This window comes from Peribacillus sp. 05N428 (genome assembly GCF_056397085.1).
On the sequence record NZ_JBFTMS010000040.1, the window covers coordinates 19,286 to 39,683 of the forward strand.

26 protein-coding genes and 1 pseudogene are annotated in these 20,398 nt (G+C 39.1%); 7 read left to right on the forward strand and 20 right to left on the reverse strand.

Translation table 11 applies throughout. From position 1 onward, the window contains the following. Window positions 1–9: 9 nt before the first annotated feature. From AC1DIV_RS24310 to AC1DIV_RS24340, 7 genes are all read right to left on the reverse strand, one after another. Window positions 10–552, reverse strand: coding sequence for a hypothetical protein (locus AC1DIV_RS24310; RefSeq protein WP_477577559.1), 543 nt, complete (start codon window positions 550–552; stop codon window positions 10–12). Window positions 553–632: 80 nt separating this feature from the next. Further along, the gene (locus AC1DIV_RS24315; protein WP_477577561.1) at window positions 633–788 is read right to left on the reverse strand and encodes a hypothetical protein; all 156 of its coding nucleotides are present in this window, start codon (window positions 786–788) and stop codon (window positions 633–635) included. 152 nt (window positions 789–940) lie between these two features. Then, the gene (locus tag AC1DIV_RS24320; protein ID WP_477577563.1) at window positions 941–1,894 is read right to left on the reverse strand and encodes an ABC transporter permease; all 954 of its coding nucleotides are present in this window, start codon (window positions 1,892–1,894) and stop codon (window positions 941–943) included. Then, window positions 1,894–2,826: an ABC transporter ATP-binding protein gene (locus AC1DIV_RS24325; protein ID WP_477577566.1), complete on the reverse strand. Its 933-nt coding sequence runs from the start codon at window positions 2,824–2,826 to the stop codon at window positions 1,894–1,896. The genes AC1DIV_RS24320 and AC1DIV_RS24325 overlap by 1 nt, the downstream gene beginning before the upstream one ends. A gap of 262 nt (window positions 2,827–3,088) precedes the next feature. Beyond that, window positions 3,089–3,331 carry a hypothetical protein gene (locus tag AC1DIV_RS24330; RefSeq protein ID WP_323598339.1) on the reverse strand — a complete coding sequence of 81 codons (243 nt, stop codon included), beginning with the start codon at window positions 3,329–3,331 and terminating at the stop codon, window positions 3,089–3,091. 49 nt (window positions 3,332–3,380) lie between these two features. Next, window positions 3,381–3,875: a GNAT family N-acetyltransferase gene (locus AC1DIV_RS24335; protein ID WP_477577568.1), complete on the reverse strand. Its 495-nt coding sequence runs from the start codon at window positions 3,873–3,875 to the stop codon at window positions 3,381–3,383. A gap of 113 nt (window positions 3,876–3,988) precedes the next feature. Then, window positions 3,989–4,642 (reverse strand): HAD family hydrolase, encoded by a 654-nt coding sequence (locus AC1DIV_RS24340; RefSeq protein WP_477577570.1) that lies wholly within the window; start codon window positions 4,640–4,642, stop codon window positions 3,989–3,991. Window positions 4,643–4,932: 290 nt separating this feature from the next. On the opposite strand from AC1DIV_RS24340, the gene AC1DIV_RS24345 reads away from it, so the two are divergent. Further along, complete coding sequence (locus AC1DIV_RS24345; protein WP_323598342.1) at window positions 4,933–5,730, forward strand: peptidoglycan-binding protein; 798 nt, start codon at window positions 4,933–4,935, stop codon at window positions 5,728–5,730. A 93-nt stretch (window positions 5,731–5,823) separates the two neighbouring features. Here the strand turns inward: AC1DIV_RS24345 and AC1DIV_RS24350 are convergent, their stop codons facing one another. The 4 genes from AC1DIV_RS24350 to AC1DIV_RS24365 all read right to left on the reverse strand — a co-directional run bounded on the left by AC1DIV_RS24350 (window position 5,824) and on the right by AC1DIV_RS24365 (window position 8,315). Then, window positions 5,824–6,354, reverse strand: coding sequence for an N-acetyltransferase family protein (locus AC1DIV_RS24350; protein WP_477577572.1), 531 nt, complete (start codon window positions 6,352–6,354; stop codon window positions 5,824–5,826). Between the two features lie 11 nt (window positions 6,355–6,365). Continuing rightward, entirely contained in the window at window positions 6,366–7,370 is a 1,005-nt protein-coding gene (locus AC1DIV_RS24355; RefSeq protein WP_323598343.1) for a phosphotransferase enzyme family protein, read from the reverse strand. Window positions 7,371–7,790: 420 nt separating this feature from the next. Continuing rightward, window positions 7,791–7,988: a hypothetical protein gene (locus tag AC1DIV_RS24360; protein ID WP_477577574.1), complete on the reverse strand. Its 198-nt coding sequence runs from the start codon at window positions 7,986–7,988 to the stop codon at window positions 7,791–7,793. A gap of 63 nt (window positions 7,989–8,051) precedes the next feature. Further along, window positions 8,052–8,315 carry a hypothetical protein gene (locus AC1DIV_RS24365; RefSeq protein WP_063590081.1) on the reverse strand — a complete coding sequence of 88 codons (264 nt, stop codon included), beginning with the start codon at window positions 8,313–8,315 and terminating at the stop codon, window positions 8,052–8,054. A gap of 483 nt (window positions 8,316–8,798) precedes the next feature. Between AC1DIV_RS24365 and AC1DIV_RS24370 the strand changes: the two are divergent. Next, window positions 8,799–8,987: pseudogene (locus tag AC1DIV_RS24370) on the forward strand (SDR family oxidoreductase); the annotation flags it as partial. A 52-nt stretch (window positions 8,988–9,039) separates the two neighbouring features. Here AC1DIV_RS24370 and AC1DIV_RS24375 read toward each other — a convergent pair. The 6 genes from AC1DIV_RS24375 to AC1DIV_RS24400 all read right to left on the reverse strand — a co-directional run bounded on the left by AC1DIV_RS24375 (window position 9,040) and on the right by AC1DIV_RS24400 (window position 14,014). Then, window positions 9,040–9,459 carry a VOC family protein gene (locus tag AC1DIV_RS24375; protein ID WP_477577576.1) on the reverse strand — a complete coding sequence of 140 codons (420 nt, stop codon included), beginning with the start codon at window positions 9,457–9,459 and terminating at the stop codon, window positions 9,040–9,042. Window positions 9,460–9,485: 26 nt separating this feature from the next. Next, window positions 9,486–10,385: a DMT family transporter gene (locus AC1DIV_RS24380; RefSeq protein WP_251544028.1), complete on the reverse strand. Its 900-nt coding sequence runs from the start codon at window positions 10,383–10,385 to the stop codon at window positions 9,486–9,488. A gap of 757 nt (window positions 10,386–11,142) precedes the next feature. Beyond that, window positions 11,143–11,640 carry an SRPBCC family protein gene (locus AC1DIV_RS24385; protein ID WP_477577578.1) on the reverse strand — a complete coding sequence of 166 codons (498 nt, stop codon included), beginning with the start codon at window positions 11,638–11,640 and terminating at the stop codon, window positions 11,143–11,145. Window positions 11,641–11,666: 26 nt separating this feature from the next. Beyond that, entirely contained in the window at window positions 11,667–11,978 is a 312-nt protein-coding gene (locus tag AC1DIV_RS24390; protein WP_098184896.1) for a hypothetical protein, read from the reverse strand. 96 nt (window positions 11,979–12,074) lie between these two features. Then, window positions 12,075–12,719: a Type 1 glutamine amidotransferase-like domain-containing protein gene (locus AC1DIV_RS24395; RefSeq protein WP_477577580.1), complete on the reverse strand. Its 645-nt coding sequence runs from the start codon at window positions 12,717–12,719 to the stop codon at window positions 12,075–12,077. Window positions 12,720–12,811: 92 nt separating this feature from the next. Continuing rightward, window positions 12,812–14,014, reverse strand: a complete 1,203-nt coding sequence (locus tag AC1DIV_RS24400) for a macrolide family glycosyltransferase (protein ID WP_477577582.1) — start codon at window positions 14,012–14,014, stop codon at window positions 12,812–12,814. A 289-nt stretch (window positions 14,015–14,303) separates the two neighbouring features. Here AC1DIV_RS24400 and AC1DIV_RS24405 point away from each other — a divergent pair, with 289 nt between their 5' ends. Continuing rightward, on the forward strand, window positions 14,304–14,879 hold the full coding sequence (locus AC1DIV_RS24405; RefSeq protein WP_048687643.1) for a pyridoxamine 5'-phosphate oxidase family protein: 576 nt from the start codon (window positions 14,304–14,306) through the stop codon (window positions 14,877–14,879). 46 nt (window positions 14,880–14,925) lie between these two features. After that, window positions 14,926–15,555 (forward strand): DUF2306 domain-containing protein, encoded by a 630-nt coding sequence (locus tag AC1DIV_RS24410; RefSeq protein WP_477577584.1) that lies wholly within the window; start codon window positions 14,926–14,928, stop codon window positions 15,553–15,555. 345 nt (window positions 15,556–15,900) lie between these two features. Here the strand turns inward: AC1DIV_RS24410 and map are convergent, their stop codons facing one another. Then, window positions 15,901–16,641 carry a type I methionyl aminopeptidase gene (gene map, locus AC1DIV_RS24415; protein ID WP_048687639.1) on the reverse strand — a complete coding sequence of 247 codons (741 nt, stop codon included), beginning with the start codon at window positions 16,639–16,641 and terminating at the stop codon, window positions 15,901–15,903. 169 nt (window positions 16,642–16,810) lie between these two features. Further along, window positions 16,811–17,092 (reverse strand): potassium transporter TrkG, encoded by a 282-nt coding sequence (locus AC1DIV_RS24420; protein WP_340877607.1) that lies wholly within the window; start codon window positions 17,090–17,092, stop codon window positions 16,811–16,813. 310 nt (window positions 17,093–17,402) lie between these two features. Here AC1DIV_RS24420 and AC1DIV_RS24425 point away from each other — a divergent pair, with 310 nt between their 5' ends. The 3 genes from AC1DIV_RS24425 (at window position 17,403) to uraD (ending at window position 19,750) form a co-directional block, all read left to right on the forward strand. Further along, window positions 17,403–17,744, forward strand: coding sequence for a Na-translocating system protein MpsC family protein (locus tag AC1DIV_RS24425; protein ID WP_249599193.1), 342 nt, complete (start codon window positions 17,403–17,405; stop codon window positions 17,742–17,744). A gap of 209 nt (window positions 17,745–17,953) precedes the next feature. Then, window positions 17,954–19,219: a nucleobase:cation symporter-2 family protein gene (locus tag AC1DIV_RS24430; protein ID WP_340878586.1), complete on the forward strand. Its 1,266-nt coding sequence runs from the start codon at window positions 17,954–17,956 to the stop codon at window positions 19,217–19,219. Between the two features lie 171 nt (window positions 19,220–19,390). Next, complete coding sequence (gene uraD / locus AC1DIV_RS24435) at window positions 19,391–19,750, forward strand: 2-oxo-4-hydroxy-4-carboxy-5-ureidoimidazoline decarboxylase (RefSeq protein WP_340877609.1); 360 nt, start codon at window positions 19,391–19,393, stop codon at window positions 19,748–19,750. Window positions 19,751–19,782: 32 nt separating this feature from the next. Here the strand turns inward: uraD and AC1DIV_RS24440 are convergent, their stop codons facing one another. Further along, window positions 19,783–20,118 carry an isochorismatase family protein gene (locus tag AC1DIV_RS24440; RefSeq protein ID WP_323598354.1) on the reverse strand — a complete coding sequence of 112 codons (336 nt, stop codon included), beginning with the start codon at window positions 20,116–20,118 and terminating at the stop codon, window positions 19,783–19,785. Between the last annotated feature and the right edge of the window lie 280 nt (window positions 20,119–20,398).

A 20,398-nucleotide genomic window follows, 5' to 3' on the forward strand; every position in this document is an offset into this window, starting at 1 on the left:
GAAAAATCATTAAATCACATCTGCATCATCCAATCGTATTTCTGCGACCCTTCCACCTGGTACACACCAGAATTCCAAGGTAATATTTCGTTTATGGTCAATGTATCCGATAATATCGGCTCCCTGTTCATAACTTTTATAATAATGATCTCCGTACTTCGAAAGGACGTCCGCTTTCTTACTTCCTAATTTAATGCCTTTGCTTGTTTGAAGGGAGTTTTCAAATTGGGCGTCGTCCGTACTTGAAATGATCAACCGCATGATTTTCCCTTTATCCTCGTCTGTATTGATAGAGGCCGTTTTCAACCCGCCCTTCCAATAATAATAATCATAAGCCTTATTATTATCTTGATCGATGGGTTCTCCATATTCCCTGATGAATTCTGGACTCGATATGTTATCAAACACTTTAAATCCCCCGATAGATTCATCAGACAAATCTGTTGATTTTGTCAATTTTTGAGAGAATGCCGAGTACACGTAGAGCCCTAATACCGTTCCAATAATTGTAAACACAATGACTAACTTTTGTTTATAATGCATTTTCCCCATCTTTAAATCTGCTCCATCTCTATCAGATTATTTCCGCGAAGTCCGCAATTAACTAGTGTATTGTTCATATGTATATGGAGCTACTGACTAGCAAACAGGTAGGAACTGATCCCCATTACGAACCCTCCGCCTATCCCGATCACTGCGCCTGCAACTGTCCATTGTGATATCACCATGCCCATTAGAAATAAAGAAAATCCTATAAGTCCAATTAATAGAACCATGTTTTTATTCATTTTTCACCCCTAAGCCCAACTGAATATCCTCATATTATCTTATACGGATAATTTTGGATAAAGGTTTCACTTTATGCCAGATTCAAAGCAGCAACATTCCTGTTGCATAAGAAAAACCGAAATCAGCCACAGATTTCGGTTTTTCGCTCTATTTAATTAGTGATATCTTTTTTCTGGAAGAAGAAGAAAGTTAGCGCTAAAAAGATAAGATAATAGATTCCGAGTACACCCATCGAGAATCCAAGTGTAGCTCCATCGAACATGTCTATGGTTCCGGAAATATAGCCCCTTAAATCGAGATGGGGGAATAAGACGAATTTTAACCACTCGTATTTTCCGATGAATGATTGAATGACCATATTTAATGTCGAAGAGGCAAATAGGATGAAAATGGATATACCTACTGCTAGTGCTTGGTTTTTAAATAATGTGCTTAACATGAAAGCGATGGTCGTGATGACCAGGAATCCTGGTATCCAGTAAACGATCATGTCCACGAAATATTCGCCGACTACCACCGGACTGAATTCGAAAGATGCAGGATCCATGATTTTGTCTGAATACGAACCATTGCCAAAGAATATGATTCCGATTAGATAACTGAATAGAAGCAGGCTCGCAAGTAGTAACGCTGCAAACAACAAGGAAGTAATATATTTGGAAAGAAGGATCTTCCAACGTTTATAAGGCCTGATCAACAGTTGTTTAATGGTGCCATCGGAAAATTCCGAGGAAACGAGCGAGCTGCAAACAATAACGACGAATAATGTGACAAATGATGTTAATGATGTAGTCCATTCAGCCATATAGGTCCAATTCGTGTTTAAGTCAGGGTTTATATTATCAGCCAACAGTTGCTTGTTGTAATTAATGTCTTCCATGATGGCGGCTTTTTCTTCTTCACTGATTTCCTTAGCTTCCAAAGCCTTTTCCTTTTCTTGGATATCGGCGTTTAACTCTTGCTTCCAATCTTTATTCGTTTCGTCAGGACTTAGTTTATAATCAATGACCGCAGCCCCTAATGCTGCCAATAATAGAAAAGCGATGAATATATAAGTTGATACTTTTGAAAAGATTTTCATCCATTCATTTTTTACTAAGGACATCATACAGACTCCCTCATTTCCTGCTCAGTGATTTCGAAGAATTTATCTTCCAGCGATTTTCTGGTTATGCCAATTTCAAAGACATCCAGATCATTTGCATTAAAAATCCTGTTTATATGGGCCGTTTGTTCTCGGGTGGCCGATACGGAGATTTTCTTCGCACCATTTTTTAGGATCGTAATATCCGCAAACTTTTCTTGAAGGATTTTTTTAGCTAGCTTCCCATCACTGACGGTGAATGACACTTCATTGATGGTTTCGGTTTTTTCATCAACAATATGTTCTTTCGTATGGATCAGTTTTCCCTTTTCGATAACGGCAAAACTATCACACATCAATTGCATTTCCGATAGTAAATGGGATGAAATCAATATCCCGACGCCTTCACTTGCCAGTACTTTCAAATAATCACGAAACTCGCGAATCCCCTGCGGATCCAAGCCATTCGTCGGTTCATCAAAAATCAATAATGATGGTTTATGTAAAATGGCCTGTGCCACGCCAAGGCGCTGGCGCATTCCCAATGAATAGGTTTTAACCTTCTTATCGATGGCATGATCCAGTTTGACAAGCTTAATGACCTCTTCTATTCTCTCATTGGATATGTCATTGGATGACATCCGGGCATAATGCAGGATATTCTTTCTCCCTGTCATATACTTATAAAACTCCGGATTTTCAACAATGGCCCCCAATTCATTCATCGCACCTTCGAAATCATGATCGAGGTCACTGCCATTGATCATGACCGTACCGCCCGTACGATTGATGAGACCTGTGATCATACGGATGATCGTGGTCTTCCCAGCACCATTCGGACCAAGTAAACCAAATATTTCATTGCTTTTTATTTCAAAGCTCACATTGTCTACGATGGTTGCTTTTCCAATTTTTTTAGTTAAGGATTGAACCTTAAGAACCGCTTCAGACATATAATACCTTCCTTTTTTATGAATTTCCAAAATCACACAAATTCAACATTACCATATTATGCATATTATTACTATACTGATATTCTTCTAATTGGGTATATTGAACCAATGCCTCCGCCGGCGTCAACTTCCCGCCCCCATTATCCTAAGCACTGCCTTCACTTTTTTTCTTCGAAATAGCAACAACTCCTATATATCGTTACCATTTTATACGATTACGTAAGGAGAAAGTTTCAGGATTATTTTATTTTATAAGGAAAATTCACCATAATTTATACAATATATAGGAAAATCCGATAGAAATGGCCAGACCCAATGCCAATAGAAGGATTTTTCTAATAATGGAAGGTAAGAGCTTATATATCATCATTACAATTACATCGATGAAATTCGTGGGTACTCCGGAGCCGAACTCTTTGATTTCTTTCTTTTTGCCAAATATGGCGAACCACATTATAAAAAGACCGCATAAAATAAAAATGATGGAAAAAATCTTATATCCCATTGAATGTCACCCGTTTCCTCATAGGCTAAACGATATTGTTATTATTATCTTAACTTTCTAGTTTCAAAATGAATTCTTCAACCTCTTTGCCTCTTGCATGGGAATATCCTTTGTCCTCATCGAATCTTTCAAACCCGCATTTTTCCAGCACCCGGATGGATGCAAGGTTATCCTTGGCTGCACGGGCATAAACAGGGCGTGCTTTTATTTTCGGCAAAAAATGGAGCAATGCACATGTAGCGATCCCTTTACCCCAAAATTGCTTCCCGATCCAATAACTCACTTCCGGGTTACCAAACTGTTCAAACTTGAGAATGCTGCCTGCCACACACCCGTTGCAGAGTATGGTCATTTTTTGAATATCTTGGTTCGATAAGATGTTCTTCCAATGTGTCAAAAAAGCCGCCTTGTCTGATGGATCCTTAGATGTGAAAGCAGCCATATAGTTTGCGTCAGGATCTAATTGCTGCTCGAAAAAGATAGCAAGATCACTCTCCTTGACCTCCCGCAGCCGGACTTCTGCGTCATTCGTTTGCAATCCCATAAACTCATCCCCCACACCAAAATATAACATTCATTAAAACTGGAAAAACCGAAGACTCTGCCATCTTCGGCGCGGTTTCATTCTTTCATCTTACTATAATTACCGTTGAACTGTTATTGCTCAATATGCTTGATAACGTCAGACAAGCTCTTATCCGCCATGGATCGGAGGCGTAAATGATGGTTTTCAAAAGCTAAAGCGTCCGTCACGGGATTTGGTACGATTACACACTTTAACCCAGCAGTCAGGGCCGCTTGAAGCCCATTTAACGAATCTTCAAATGCTACGGCTTCTGCAGGCTGAATGCCTAGGACTTCAATTGCCTTTACATACAAATCAGGCGCTGGTTTAACTTTCTCGACATCATCCCCTGTGATGATAATTTCAAAATAGTGTAACAGTCCGAGTTCCCCCAAATGATGAGTGACCCACTCTTTTGTCGAGCTTGAAGCGAGGGCGATTTTATATCCATTTCTTTTTGCTTCTTCTAGATAATCCTTCACACCTTCACGTGCCTGTGCTGTTTTCATCTTTACTTCATGGAGGCTTTTTGCTCTGGATTCAATTTCTTCAATATTACACCTTTCCCCCAGCTGATCTTTGAAGTACTGATTTAGCTCAGTGTTATCGGTTCCGATACATGTAACAAAATGTTCGAGAGGCAAATCAGATTTATAAAAAGCCATCGTTTCTCTATAGGCCTCATACCAAACCGTTTCCGTGTCTAAAATTAAGCCATCAAAGTCGAAAATAACTGCCTTAATCATATGATTCCCTCCTTTAACCTTACAATTGAATTTATATTAACTTAAACCTACATGAATGAATGCCCCTGTTCAACCAAACGATTCCGTTAGTTTCATATGAAACTTGATTTTTTCCCATAATTCGACAATTAATAAGGATATGGTAACCCGATGTCCGCCTCATTTCTTTTCTTTCTGTTACATGTTTTAACAATTACTTAGTGCCTTCGCGGTGTTTTTCCTTAACTGCGCCTAAAAGAGTGATAGTTTAACGAATAGTTTAATTGCAGGAAACAACGAGGAGGATAAACATGAAGAAAATTTTATTAACGATCCTAACGGCTTCTGTATTCATTCTAGGAGTTTGCATGCCAACTAAAGGCGAAGCCGCAGCTTTGGATCGCACACTTTCATTCGGAATGAGTAATAGTGATGTTAAAGACTTACAAGAATTATTACTGACAAAAGGGGTTTTTCCCTATCATGAAGCAACAGGTTACTACGGACCGATTACAAAGGAATCCGTAAAGAAGTTTCAGGAAAAATCAGGGCTGAAAGTCGATGGAATATCAGGAACACAAACGAATCAGAAAATACAGACACTGAAAAGCGGGGATATGGGAAGACCTGTAGCTGAACTGCAAAGGCTATTGAAAGCCTGGGATGTTTACTCATCAACGGTCGATGGCATTTATGGAACAGGTACAAAACAAGCAGTCATGAACTTTCAAAAGCAAAAGGGATTATCCGCTGACGGTATAGCCGGTGCACGGACCTTCAGTAAATTAGAAGAAAGAGCCAGTTCAGCAAGCTCAGCCGTTAAAGAACTGACGGTTACAAGTACAGCTTATACAGCAAGCTGCGAAGGATGTTCAGGCACTACAAGAATGGGTGTCGATTTAGAAAAATATGATGATGCCAAACTGATAGCAGTCGATCCGAACGTGATTCCGCTAGGCTCCATCGTGGAAGTCGAAGGCTACGGACAAGCCATCGCTGCAGACACGGGCGGTGCGATCAAAGGAAACAGAATCGATGTATTCATCGCAAAAGAAGCGGATGCTCTAACGTGGGGAAGAAAGCAAGTGAAGGTAAGAGTAATTAGATAATGCATGACATAAATATCGATTTACTATAAAAATAGATACATAACCAAACCGCAAAGAGCATGTAATGAATCCATTCATGCTCTTTCGGTCTGATCAAACCATTTTGTACATGATAATATCATCGATGTATTCACTTTCGCTCATCTTGAATTCTTTGATTTTACGGCCTTCTTCAACAAACCCCAGCCGTTTATACAATGATATTGCCCGATGATTTGTGGAAAAAACCCCCAAACTCACCTTTTCAATCAACGGATTGGCTTCTGCCCAATCCAATAACGCCTCAATAAGCTCTTTTCCAATTCCCATCCCTCTGAAATTTTTTCTGATCATCACCCCAAATGAGCCCTTGTGGAACATTCTCTTCCTATTTTCCGATTGAAAGGCTATCCATCCAACCACTTCTTCATCCATTTCAGCCACGATGGTTTCCCGTTCATTTTCCAATAACCTTCGTATCCAATCTCGTTGCTGTTCAGGTGTTTTATTGAATTCCTCCGATACGGCAATAAAATACTCACCTTCGGAAATAACGGAATCCTGTACATCCAAAACCGCTTCCGCATCTTCCAATTCACCAGTCCGAATCATATATGCAAGCCGATTATTTTTCATTCCTGGCATTCCAATCCCCCTTAATGAACCATGTTCGGATCGAAGTGAACAATAGTCCGTCCTTCCATGATTCTTTGTTCGATTTTTTGAACGGTGTTGGATAATGAACGATCCGCATTCTTCAAATCATACTTTTTATGAAAAAAGTTATATAACGTTAAATCCCTTAGCTTTAAAAATAGAGGAATCGTTTCGTATTCCACAGGTGCCAGGATATTTTCCGTCTCATACCCTTTTATGAATTCCCTCATGAACTTGGCAGCATATTCATCGAGCCCTTTTATCCCTTCACGTTCCAAACTCCACATCAGATAGTACAGAGGGATCGCCAAATCGCTGGCAAACCAGTGATAAGAACAGTCATCAAAGTCAAAAACATGAATCCTCCCCTCATGATAATGGAAATTGCCATTATGTATATCAGAATGAATCAAGCCAAAATTATCTTGATGAACGGAAAGGGCATTTAAATGCTTGTTGATTATTTCTTGTTGGCGGATCACTTGCTCCGGTACATCGGATTGATAAAGCTGGACATTCAATAATTCCTCTTCAAACCAATCCAGCCGTTTATATTTCGCTTCAGGCTTATAGCTTTTTGTTTGTTTATGCATTTGGCCAATGGTTCTTCCCCATTCAAAAAATAAAGGTCCATCGAAATTTTCATCAGTGACTTTCATCCTAACACCAGGAGCTTTTTCAAACAGGCAACAATAAAATTCCGTACCATCCGAGCCCTTTACAATTTCAACTAAATTCTTTTCTTTCGAAAAGAGAACTTTAGGAATTTCACTCCCATTATTCTGTAAATGCTCAATCCACTTTAGCTCAGCAAGCACTTGATCTTTTGTACGATGTGATTGATGGGTCATTCTTAAGATATATGGCGTTCCATCCCTGTAAACCTCAAATACGTAGTTCTCTGCATCTCCAAGTTTAACCGGATTCCCAGCATTCACTTGAAAAAAATCCCCAGCCAATTTCACCAATTCATTAGAAAAAATTCGTTCTACCGCTGCTTCCATGATCTTCACTCCCATTGCCAACATTATTAATAAAAACGATTTATACTATGCTTTATACGATACTAAGATGCCATTTCCCTTTATTTGTATATTATAAATCTAAAAAGTAAAGATATGTTCTTTTGCATAATCATTTATTAACGGCTCCTTCGTCTTTCTCAAAGGCTGTTTTCACATACTCTGTTGCTATTTACCAAGTAGTGAGGTGTGGTTGATTTCCCCTCCAGATGCTCGCTTTCCGCGGGGCGGGCGGTGAGCCCCCTCGGCGTAAACGCCTGTGGGGTCTCACCTGTCCCGCCGCTCCCGCAGGAGTCTCGCACTTCCGCTCCAATCAACCTTAGATAGTTTCGTTTTAAAAATAACAACCTTTACGAAAAGAGCCTTCTCAAAAAAAAAACGCCCTATAGGGCGCGTCCAAAATCAAGTATCCTTTTCTTCTTCATTCGCTATTTTATTGAACTTCAAGATCGTTTCTTCGATTACTGGATTATTGAATTCCTCTTGGATGGCTGATTGTACAAATTTATCTTCATCACCATTCATTTCATCCCAAGCATTAACTTTGTAATCTGGATCCCGATGATTTGATTTACCGTTTTGTTCCTCATTATTTGACAACTATCTTCACCTCTTAACCATAGTGGAGTTCGAACCATTCATAAGCAGAAAGAATATATCTTTTCAATAATCATCCTTGATTGAAATGGGTGAACCCGTTGAGGTATGTTGATTAACCCAGTCGAGCGATACTTTTGAAACAGCATCCCATTCAGGTATTTGGGCTTTATGTTGTTCCACCCAGCTCATGCAATATTGCGGGTCAATATTGCTTTCTTCAGATTTTGCCAAAAATGACTGAATTGTGGCTTCCGTACAATTTTCCCATGATCCACATGTATCCTGCCAAATATGTTCCATTTTCATTTGGATATTTTCATTAGCCATTGGGTTTCCTCCTTAATTAAATGTTACTTATTGATATCTTCATTAAGTATGTCCAAGGCTAAATAAATCATTACAAAAATTTGGGTTTTTCAGCGAAAGAATGAATTTACAGTCGTAAAAATGATGAATAATCTGATTACGATAAACAAAATCCGCCAAAACCAATAACTGCTTACGAAAGGAAAATCATTGCCTTCTTCAATCTCCTTTACACCTTTATACAGCCAATTGTATTGAAACAAACCAGTTTTGGAGCATTTCCAGTAAGTTTCGGGCTATTATGCGTGAATTGGGGCATATACTCGTGAATTTTTCACGCTTTTATTTGTCGAATCGGTGTTTACTCGTGAGTTTTAGCGTTTTACTCGTGAGTTTAGCCGATTTACTCGTGAGTTTCACGCTTTTACTCGTGAGTTTATTTTATATTGATTTATTCTGTCTTACATTCACTCCATAAAATGGCACAAAAAAAAGCCGAATGCTTGGACTCCGCTCATCCCGGCGACGTTCGACGAACAATCCGTTGCCGAGTTCGGTACAGAGGCACCGCTTGGCCGTCCTGGGCAGCCGGCAGATCATGCAGGCGCCTATGTGCTGCTAGCATCTGATGAAGGTGCTTATATAACAGGACAGTGCATTCATATCAATGGCGGGATCACGATGTCCTCATAAACCCAAAACGACCGAAAAGCATGGTGCTTTTCGGTCGTTTTCTTTGTGAAATTTAATTTCCTATGCCAGGCGAATTCATCAATACAATTCTCCAACCATCCGGATCTTCAATGGTAACACCTGATTTTTCCCAATATGGATTCTCCGGAAAAACCGGTTCATAGCCCATACCTTTCAACCTATTCGTGATTTCCTCAATGGTTTTACGTTCAGGAATATAAAAGACAAGCAGATTATCTTTTGATGGGGCAGGACAAGGACTGCCATCTTTATGTTGAGTTAACTCTAAATGATAGCTGGAATCCGGAAGCCCGATCATGATGCCGTCATATCCCTCGTGCCCTTCGAAAGAACCGATTTTTTTCAATCCTAATCCTTCACAATAGAAGCTTACTACCTTTTTTAGTTGATCAGTAGGACGTGCAACCCGGATCTGCGCTACTTTCATTTCAGTTGGCCATTTACTTTCCATTGTCCCATCCCTCTCTGTAAATCGAATTACATTTCTTCTTTCAAATTACTTTTACCAATATTCATGCCAAAACCTAATGCAATCGCCGCACCTAAACAACTGAAAAGACAGCCAGCTCCCAAGAAAATGGTTGGATCTGATTCACCAATCATCACTGAAGCTATACCTCCAATTGCCGGAAAAAGGGCAACCATGTATCCACTTTTCGCCCCGCCTATCTTTTCTACAAGCTTGAGGTAGAATAGCCAAGCTCCAAAGGAAGCGAATATAGTTAAATAGAACAAAGCAGATAAATATGTAATGGATGTCGGTATAGTGACTGCTTGTCCTTGGATGAACACAATGGCCGCCAAAAGAATTCCTCCTGCTGCAAATCCAAGTACATTGGCATAGATTGGGTTCACTTTCTCCCTGGCATTTCTAGCAGAGCTTGCATCGCCCAATGCAGTGAGGATGGTTCCAAGAACAGCCATCATGATGCCCTTTATATCATCGAATCCATGAATATCATGTAAACTCGGATAAATAACAATACAAACAGCCAGCACACCAATTATCCCGCCAATTAAGATACGTGAATGCAATGGCTCCTTCAAAAAAACACGAAGGGCAATGGGCGTTAAAATGACTTTCAATGAAAAAATTAACGTAACCATTGCTGCTGAACTTAAGATAGTGGCGTAATAAAGGCATAAATAGCTTAAAGCAAAATTACAAATTCCAAACACAATAATGAATGGAACATCCTTTTTCTTAGGTTTTCCTTTAGGTCTAAGCATGCACAATAAAATGAAAAATAGGATGGCCGTCAAACCTAAACGATAGGTTAAAGATAATTCTAAACTCACAGGTGTACCTTGAATCTTAACGGCAATAAAATTAAGACCCCATACTAATAAACAAAATATGTACATAAAGTTAGTCATAATGACATGACCAATTTGCGATATTGCCCACTTTCTATCAGTTTATGAAACTCGTCGTAACTGATTTTCCCATCCATAATTAAACCGCCTTCTATTAAAAATCACATATGTAATAATAAAGTAAATATTACCAATTAAAAGGGGATTGTCAATATATAAAACTACATTTCGAAAAGCCCTCCAGTTAATTTGGAGAGCTTTTCATTGGCAAACGACTATTAGCACAAACTCGGTAATTGAGTTTCGAAAACATTCCAGTTGATTTCAGAAATCCAATAAAGGAGTACAGGAAAAAAACTTAGTCTTAAACAAAATTCGGTGTGAGATCAGCCTACAGTTTTTTCAAGAAGACGTTCCAGTCGATTTCAGAAATCCGCTCCCTTTCCGCCGACTGTCTGCCAAGCCTCCTCGGCACAAGCGCCTGTGGGGTCTCGGCTAGCCAGTTTTTCGGCAGGAGTGTCGCAAATTTCTTCAATCCAATAAGGAGTAGAGGAAAAAAACTTTAAGGACCTAGTCTTATTCATAATTCGGTGTGTGATCAGCCTATAGTTTCTTCAAGAAAACATCAGCTGCTTTCAGGAAATCCGCTCCCTTACAGCCGACTGTCTGCCAAGCCTCGTCGGCACAAGCGCCTGTGGGGTCTCGGCTAGCCAGTTTTTCGGCAGGAGTGTCGCAAATTTCTTCAATCCATTCCAACCTTCAGGGTTAGGGATGCGATTCCGATTCCCTTTTGTCTAAAAACTGTGGCCAACGTCCATTAACCTTTATAGCTGACTTGTCCATTTTCAACCAATTCTTTCAGTCCCATAAACATTAAATTCCAGCCTTGTTCAGATCCATCGTGATACTCTCCGAGTGCTTTTTCGATATCGGATTGTGTCCAATTTTCTTCATGAGGAACGGTGATGTTTTGTGAAAATGTCATTTCACAGCCCTTTTGAAGTTCTTTCAGCTCAACTGTAATTGTATCTGTCTCTTCACTGAATTGCGGCATTTTAAAAGTGAACACTAATTTATTGGGACGGTCCATTTCAAGGTACTCCCCTATCGCCCGATAATCTTTTCCATCGCGATGATCAATAATCTCCCAAGTTCCTCCCACTTGCGGATCATTTTGTGCCACTTTATTTGTCCCCTCCAATGTAAAAAGCCATTTTCTCATCATCCCGGGGTCCACCCATGCAACAAATACCCTTTCAGGCATTACATCAAAATTTCTAATCATCTTTAAAGTGGTTGTCGAGTAATTTTCCATTTACATACTCCCTCCTTATATCATTTTTACATACTTTTCAATTCTTCTTTTGAGACAGCACGCCAACCGTGTGCTTCCAGTTTCTCCAAATAAGTTTCCATCCTGATTTCCTCGATTTCGATTGCAAGCGGGTGCAGGGATACCAAACATTCATTCGAAGCATAATTTATGGTAACCTTTACAACCTCATATCCATTATGAAATCGTGGATCGAACCCGGGATCATCGATTATATCCCCAGTAACAGGACGAATATCAGATTCAAATGTTTTCATCAGTAACCTATTCTTTTCTTGTTCTTTTATTGATGTAATGAAGATCATTAAATTTACTTTCATTGCAGTCTCCTTTTCTCTATCCTTAACTTCCTGCGACCTTGCTCTTGCATATGAAAAATGCTGCTGCGGCTTATTGGGATAAAGCGCCTGCCAGTTTTATAAGACTTTGGAATTCACTATTTCCTTTTTCATATATTGAAAGGAATAGATATCATTTATACCTTTATATAGTTCCCCGTTCTTGGAGAAAACTGCACTTCCATTTGGTATTGCATATATCTTTCGTTCATTTGATAGGGGAAATAATTCTCCATCTATATTATCCTCGTAATGGACCTCAACGCTAAACCCCACTAATCCTAAGCCCTTGATCACTATCGTTTCTGGATAGTCTTTATCTTTTGTGATTATGCAATCATTGCCGAAAGCTAATGAACCCGCACTATATCCAATGATTAAACCTTGAAAGTTTTTGATAATTGAGGTAAGTCCTTTTTCTTCAATTACATGGATTAACCTTTCTGGCTTTCCACCTATAAAATAGAGAATATCATGTTCTCTTATAGACTTTTTCATTTCTTTGTCTGAAAGGTCTTCAATTAATAATTCAATACTTACATTCTCCATGATTGAAAAGGCTTGTGTAATACTTGCCATCCAACTTTCATACCTGGAATTGTCGGTTGCAAAAGGGATTATTAAAATCTTAGCTTCAGGTTTAATCATTTTTGAAAGTTCCAGGAACACTTCACGTAATTCATTATTCGTGTGATTTCCGCCACCAATTAAACAAATTTCCATATATGTCCCCCATTTTATTTTTCTATGTAAAAAGGACAATACCTTTTTAGATCAACGCTCTTCATGCCCAAAGAGTATCATAAGAAAAAGTTTTAAATATCGTATTGTCTTTTAAATTCAAAAATCTCATCAACAGCTTTGTGATATCCACCCGATTTTTGAAACGATTCTTTTAAACTTGAAACAGTTTTATGGAAAGTTGGGTCGTTTAATACATGATCTGCGGCCTTACGCAGTTGTTTTGCAGTCAAGCTTTGCATTTGTAATGTAATACCGGCTCCGATACTGGCAACTTGTCCTGCAATCATCGGCTGATCCGCGCTTTGCGGGATGACAATTAGCGGAACTCCATAGTAGAGACCCTCATTGGTACTATTCATTCCGCCATGTGTGATAAATAATTTAGTGTATTTTAGCACTTCTGTTTGTGGAACATATTTTTTCACAATGAAGTTTTGGGGGATCTCTCCTAATTCAATTAGTGGGGTTTGTTGACCGACCGACATGACAACCGTGTGATTGCTATTTCCAAATGCTTCTAAACAAAGCTTATAAAAATCAAGAGACCGGTTAAAAACCGTCCCAAGAGAAATGTACAGGGGACTTTTTCCTTTGATATCAGCAAGGTCAAAGTTATCCTGCTTTATTCGTGAAGAGATGGACGGACCTACAAATTTGTAAGTTTGGTCGAATGCTTCTTTAAAAGGTTGAAACTCCCTAGTTGTATAAACGATTGAAAGTGGTGCAGGATTACAAAAAACTTCGTAAGCAGAATGGATCTCCACTTCATATTTTTCCTTCACCATTACCGTCAGTCTTTGAAATTCATCGTGTATAGCTTTACCTATTTCTGGAGGGATTTCTTTAGAAAGCTGTTCCAGCATTTTATCGAATGTTGCTTTTGTCTGTGCAAAAGAAGTACAAGAATTGATTGCGGGGAGCTTAAGGATTTGGGCAAGCATACGTCCACAGCCAAACATGGAATCATGGATGATGTAATCGAAATGCTCTCCTTTGATCTGTTCAAGCACGCTAGGTATGACGATATCTACCGTATGTAAAAGACCGTTGATTCTTTCGAGTAAATAATTTCTTCCCCCTGAGAGAAAAGCTTCTATAAATTTTTCACCGTCAATTGTTCGTACAGTAGCTCCCGTCCTCTCTATACGTTCCCGAAAAGACTCTATCGTAAAGTACACTACCTCTTCTCCACGCGAAATAAGCTCTTGCACAACTCCAATAGTTGGATTGATATGTCCTTCTGATCCAGCATTAATAAATAACACACGTGCCATTCTACCACTCCCTAAATGATTCTGTAAGAGTATGGTCACTCCCCCATACCCTTCCAAATTCAAACAATATAAATTTATCATAGTACAATACTGGAAAATCTCAAATTCTTAATCACCCTTGTAATCTAAAATTAATATCGTTCATAAAGGTCAGCCGGATTCTTAAAGGGAAAATGAGCGCTGTATGTAGCTATCGCTTTTTTCATCAGGGCAGTATAGCTGAAAAAGGTAATCCACTCATTAATAGAGAACTTATATTTCAAAATGGATTTCTTTGGAGGGAATAATGATGGCAAAGTATTTTCCGGAAATGTTAGCTGAGCATCAAAACTTCATAAAGAAACAGCATTTGTTTTTTATTGCAACGGCACCTTTGGATGCGGCGGGGCATGTAAACCTTTCTCCAAAAGGGTATGATACCCTTCGCATCCTATCATCTACCGAAATTGCGTATTTGGATCTAACTGGGAGTGGTAACGAAACAAGCGGACATATTAATGAAAATGCCCGGATCACCTTTATGTTTTGTGCATTTGAAGGTCCACCGATGATCTTGCGCTTATATGGTTCAGGCAAGGTGATTCTGCCTGAAACAGAAGAATGGGATCGGATGATAGGTCATTTTGAAATGATGCCCGGTGCAAGACAAATCATTTTAGCCAAAATTCATAAAGTCCAAACCTCTTGCGGATATAGTGTCCCCTTCATGACCTACTCCAGAGAACGTGAAACATTGAATCGGTCCAACATGAAAAAGGGTGAAGCTGAACTGGAAAATTATTTACGTGAAAAGAATTCCTCCACCATTGATGGCATTCTGACACCATTAGGGAAAAAATTATCGAATGACTCTAAAACCACCTAAAATTCTGCCTGTTACGTACAAACATAATAAAGGAGTTAAAAAAGGTATGATGCAAAAAAAGGGTTGGTGGATTTTAGTTATAGTCTCGGTTGGGATTATGATTCCTTTCATGATCCCCTATCTAACTTTAAATCCTGCTAACAGCCGTGTAGATATTACTTCGACAACACAATATTCTATACTGGTTACACATATTGGTTGCGCCTTTATTGCCTTAATAACAGGTTTTCTTCAGTTTATGGATCGTATTCATTTGAAAAATCCAAAGGTTCATCGCTATGTAGGGAGGATTTATGTTGTCAGTGTTTTTATTAGTGGAATTCTTGCTCTAGCTGTTGTCTTCTATATAGAAAACTTCACAAAAGCAGCAGCTTTTCTTACTCTGGCCATTCTGTGGTTATTCACATGTTGGAAGGGTTACCGTACAGCTGCTAAAGGACATTTTCATGCACACCGAATATGGATGATGCGCAGTTTTGGTATAACTCTAGTAGCAGTCAGTGCACGTGTACTAGTACCCGTACTTCTCATTACTTATTACACTTTTAATGGATTTATGCTTCCAGAAGGAAGAGATAAGATGATCGAGGAAGTATTGAATGTGAACATTTGGGCTGGGCTCGTTCTCAACTTTGTCATAGTGGAGTGGATGATCCTTAATAAAAAAAACGGGTAGGGAAATCAGCTAATTGGCTTGTTTAGTGAAGATTCTTTGTAACTAAAAAAAGTAACTATTCGCCGCTAAGAATAGTTACTTCAAATGAACCGGATGGGAATAAATAGGACAGGAGAGAGTTGTCCTATCTACTTTCATTATATGGAGTAACGATTACAAGGTGAATAAATTATCTGTTAGAAAAAAATCCGAAGAAACTTTGCTTAACCTGCCCCTATAGTTCGATAAGAAAAGGAGCTGCAAAAGCAACTCCTTTAGATACGAGAAACATTCTTTTAAACTGTTACGAGTTTATATGTTACATCAGGCGAACTACTTATATCGCCTTTTCTGTCTATGCTTGAATTAAAGCGTGACAATGATCGGTCCATTTTTAGTAAGGATAATCGTATGTTCCACTTGAGCTACAAAGCTTTTTTCAGTAGCATAGGTCCAACCGTCTTCTTTTTGGAATACTTCTTCTTCAAAGGTTGAGATAAATGGTTCGAATGCGATAACCATCCCTTCCTTTAATATTTCATTATCCCATGGATCATAATAATTACAAATATGGTCAGGTGCTTCGTGTATTCTACGTCCAACACCATGTCCTGTAAGGTTTTTGATAACCGTGAACCCATGCTGTCTCGCTGTTTCGAACACCGCTTTTCCGATTCTGCTTTTTTTGGAACCGGGTTTTGCTTTCTTAAGGCCCGCTTCAAATGCCTTTTTGGCGACGTCGCATAATTTCGCTAATACTTCTTCTCCTTCGCCTACTACAAATGAGATTCCTGTATCTGCGAAATAACCGTTCTTTGAAGCGGATACATCTATATTTACTATATCCCCTTCACGAATAACCCGATCACCCGGAATGCCATGCGCCACTTCATCATTTAGGCTGATGCAAGTATAGCCAGGAAAATCATATACACCTTTTGGAGCTGAAACTGCACCCGCTTGTTCTAAACGTTCCCCAGCTATATCATCAAGTTCTTTGGTCGTTATGCCCGGAATTGTTCTTTGTACCAATTCATCTCTAATGGAGGCAATAATTTTGCCAATTTCCTTCAAACCATTAAAATCATCTTCTGTTTTTGCAATCATTTTTTTCTACCTCATTATCTTTTATCATCAATAAACTATATAAGCATTCATTATACCCTTTATTTTAGCGAAAAATAAAAGCAATGTACATAATTGGGTACGATGCCCCTCAGCTTGAATTTTTCTTCAATCAAGAAAAAGACAACAACATTTGCAGCAGTACCTTTTTTTATCCTATAATGATGCGCTCTTTAGGATAGTGATACGCATGTTTTAATGGTTTGCCCTCCATACTGAATAAAAAGGTAACCATCCCGATTTTCCCTATAAACATTAAAGTCATGATTACGACCTTCCCGGCAGTACTCAAATCCGGTGTAATGCCAAGCGAAAGGCCTACAGTGCCAAAAGCAGGGGCGCCAATAGCCCTTTCTGGTATTTTTCCCCATTCATATGCTTTTCCAAATGGGACACCGAGTCCTTTGAGTTTTCTCACTCTCGTTCTTGGCAACTTCCATTGTTTCCATAAGCTCTGATTATCACGAAAATGCTAGATTAAAGCATGAACCCCCAACAGGCAATTAGTAAATCCAGGTTTAAGTATTGGAGGAGTTGAATGAGATTATGGTCATGTTAATGCCATTCTTATCGAAGACCAAGGCTTCTTTTTTCGGGAGGTGTTGATTCTTGGACGGATGGAGCTACTACGGACTGGTAAGCAAAAGTAAAATAATATGTTAGATTTCCTTACATCAGTAGTGACAAAGGGCAATAATATTTATATGATTAATTCAAGAACTAGAAGCAGCAGGTGAGTATGGGTGAATTCTTCTTTTAAAAAACAGCTGTCGCAGTTATATAATGACATCAACCAAGAAATTTATAGTGCGGGAGTTAGTAAGCAAACAATTGATATCCAGGATAATCGCATTGTCATTTTTGCGCAGACGAAGCGCTCCCCTTTAATCTCAGTATTAAGTGAAAGGTATTCTGAGCTGACCTTATCCGTCGATGGGGCTTTAGCCAAGGAATATAAACTTCGATTAAAAGAAAACATTGAGAAGCGATTTGGAGTGAAGGTCAACACCATATTTAAGGATTACGATTCTACAAGTGATCATGCTTGTACGGTGATTTACCTAGAACAATCACTTGGTATCTAACCAACCTTATTATTGGAGAAATTTTGATTTATCATTTTTTCTTCACGGACTTGTTTCAAGGATTCAGGAGCTTAAATTTCGTTATACGTGGTTTAGGAGCCGTAGATATAGGAGGAGACCCCTTCTATTTCTGCGGCTTTTTTTATAAAACAAATTAAGGGGGAATAAAGGTGAATTCAAAAGTATTCTCGTTAGGATTCCAGCACGTCATGGCGATGTATGCTGGGGCGATTCTTGTTCCATTGCTTGTTGGGAGGGCATTAAACCTTACTCCGGAGCAATTGGCTTACTTGGTCGCCATTGACTTATTAACCTGCGGTATCGCTACCTTACTGCAAGCGTGGAAAAACAAATATTTTGGAATTGGTCTACCCGTTGTATTGGGTGCTTCTTTTGTTGCCCTGTCGCCGATGATCGCTATCGGATCACAATATGGTATTCCTGCCATTTACGGATCCATTATAGTAGCAGGACTCTTCATTTTTTTATTTGCTCGCTATCTTGGAAAACTCGTAAAGTTCTTTCCAATTGTTGTCACGGGAACTGTCGTCGTGATCATTGGACTATCGTTAATTCCATCGGGAATTAGAAATATGGCTGGCGGAGCAGGGAATCCGGACTTCGGAAGCTTAGATAACTTGATGTTGTCCATGGGTGTCATCGCTATTATTCTTATTATCAATCGTTTCTTTAAAGGGTATGTCCGCTCTCTTTCCGTGCTCTTAGGGATTGTCGCAGGTACAGCACTAGCAGCGATGATGGGGAAAGTAGATTTCCATGAGGTTTTAGAAGCTTCATGGTTCCGTATTCCTCAACCGTTCTATTTCGGTGCCCCATCCTTCGAGATCGCTCCGACACTGACGATGTTAATTGTAGGATTAGTCATTGTAGTTGAATCAACAGGTGTGTTTTTTGCCTTAGGGGAAATTTGTGATCGTCCTGTTACACAAGATGATCTCACTCGAGGATATCGAGCAGAAGGCTTGGCTATAACCTTAGGAGGAATCTTTAATGCCTTTCCCTACAACACCTTTGCGCAAAATGTAGGGTTAGTTCAACTTTCTCAAAACAAATCATCAAACGTTGTGGTTGCAGCAGGTAGTATCCTAGTATTTCTTGGTTTAGTTCCTAAAATTGCGGCCCTTGCTACCATTATTCCTGCCCCCGTACTTGGCGGTGCTACGGTTGTGTTGTTTGGTATGGTCGTGTCTTCAGGAATTAAAATGCTAGGTTCAGTAGATTACACCAATCAACATAATGCACTTATTATTGCTTGCTCAATTTCGTTAGGACTAGGATCAACCGTCGTACCTGAGTTATTTAGTCAATTGCCTCCATCCCTTCGAATCATCGTTAGCGATGGAGTGATTACCGGAAGCCTAACTGCTATCTTTATGAACCTATTTTTTAATTTCCGTACTGTTCTAGCTCCAGCATCCCTCCAGCATGAGGAAGCTAACGAAGCACATGTTTAATGAAAAAAAGATAAAGGGGTTATGATACATGCAACTTTGAATGCATTAAATGAAATTCCATTGTCTGAGTTTGTGGAAAAGTTAAAGGACATATTTGAACACTCTCCTTGGGTAGCCCATAGGGCAGGAGAGTTTCGTCCTTTTAGTTCCTGTGAGTAGCTTTATGAGAGGATGGTCAGCGTTGTCCAAACAGCGAGTGAGGAAGAAAAGTTGAACTTAATTCAGGCCCACCCCCATTTAGGAACACGAAAAACGATGAGTTCATTTTCCCAGAGTGAACTAAAAACTGCTGGATTGAGTCAGCTATCAGAAGTAGAATATGAGCTTTTGCTGGATATGAATAAAGAGTATGTCCATCGATTTGATTTTCCCTTTATTTTAACTGTTCGTGGAATAAACAAAGATGAAATTCTTCAAGCGATGGAGGACCGATTGAAAAATTCTAAGGAACATGTTATTCACCACTTCTCCCTTCAAATAATTTCCATCATACGGAATTGTTTGCTTCTTCGCAGAATAACTAACGCCTAGTATCCGTCCTCCTTAATCTGTTCGGCCCTTCCTTATCTTCTCGAGTAGCCAAGTACAATATGGTCTACATTGTTTTCACTTAAATGTTCGTGTAATGGAGTGCCATAAAACGAATTTGTGGCAGCTTTATCAAATATGATAGCAGTTGATGGCACCTTAATATCCCTGTGTATCTGGAATCCAGGTCCTTCACCATGTGAAACATCTAAATCTCTTATAAAAACAACAGGGATATCTTCCTTTATCGCTTTTTCAATGACAGCATTAATGTTAGTAACGATTTTTTCTTTTTCAAAGACTCCTTGTTCTTCCTTATTACCTTCTATTAATTCCTGTTGAGCATCGATTATCAGTAATGTTTGTTTCAATATTTTCCCCCCTAAAGTTATTGGCAGCTAGATTTTTCCTGTTTTTCATCAGAAGCAATTCTTACTAAGCTCTTTATATTTTCGTCAATGATTTACCAATACCTTCTTGAACGATCCTGCCCCTTTATCTCCAAATCGAGTAGAGGGAAAATAAATGTATTATTTTCGCCCCTCTCACAACACCGTACGTACGGTTCGCGTATACGGCGTTTCAATTTATATTACAGTGTGTACTTTTAGATAATGCTCTAAAGCAGAGGGGACTCCCCTCTGCTTTAGT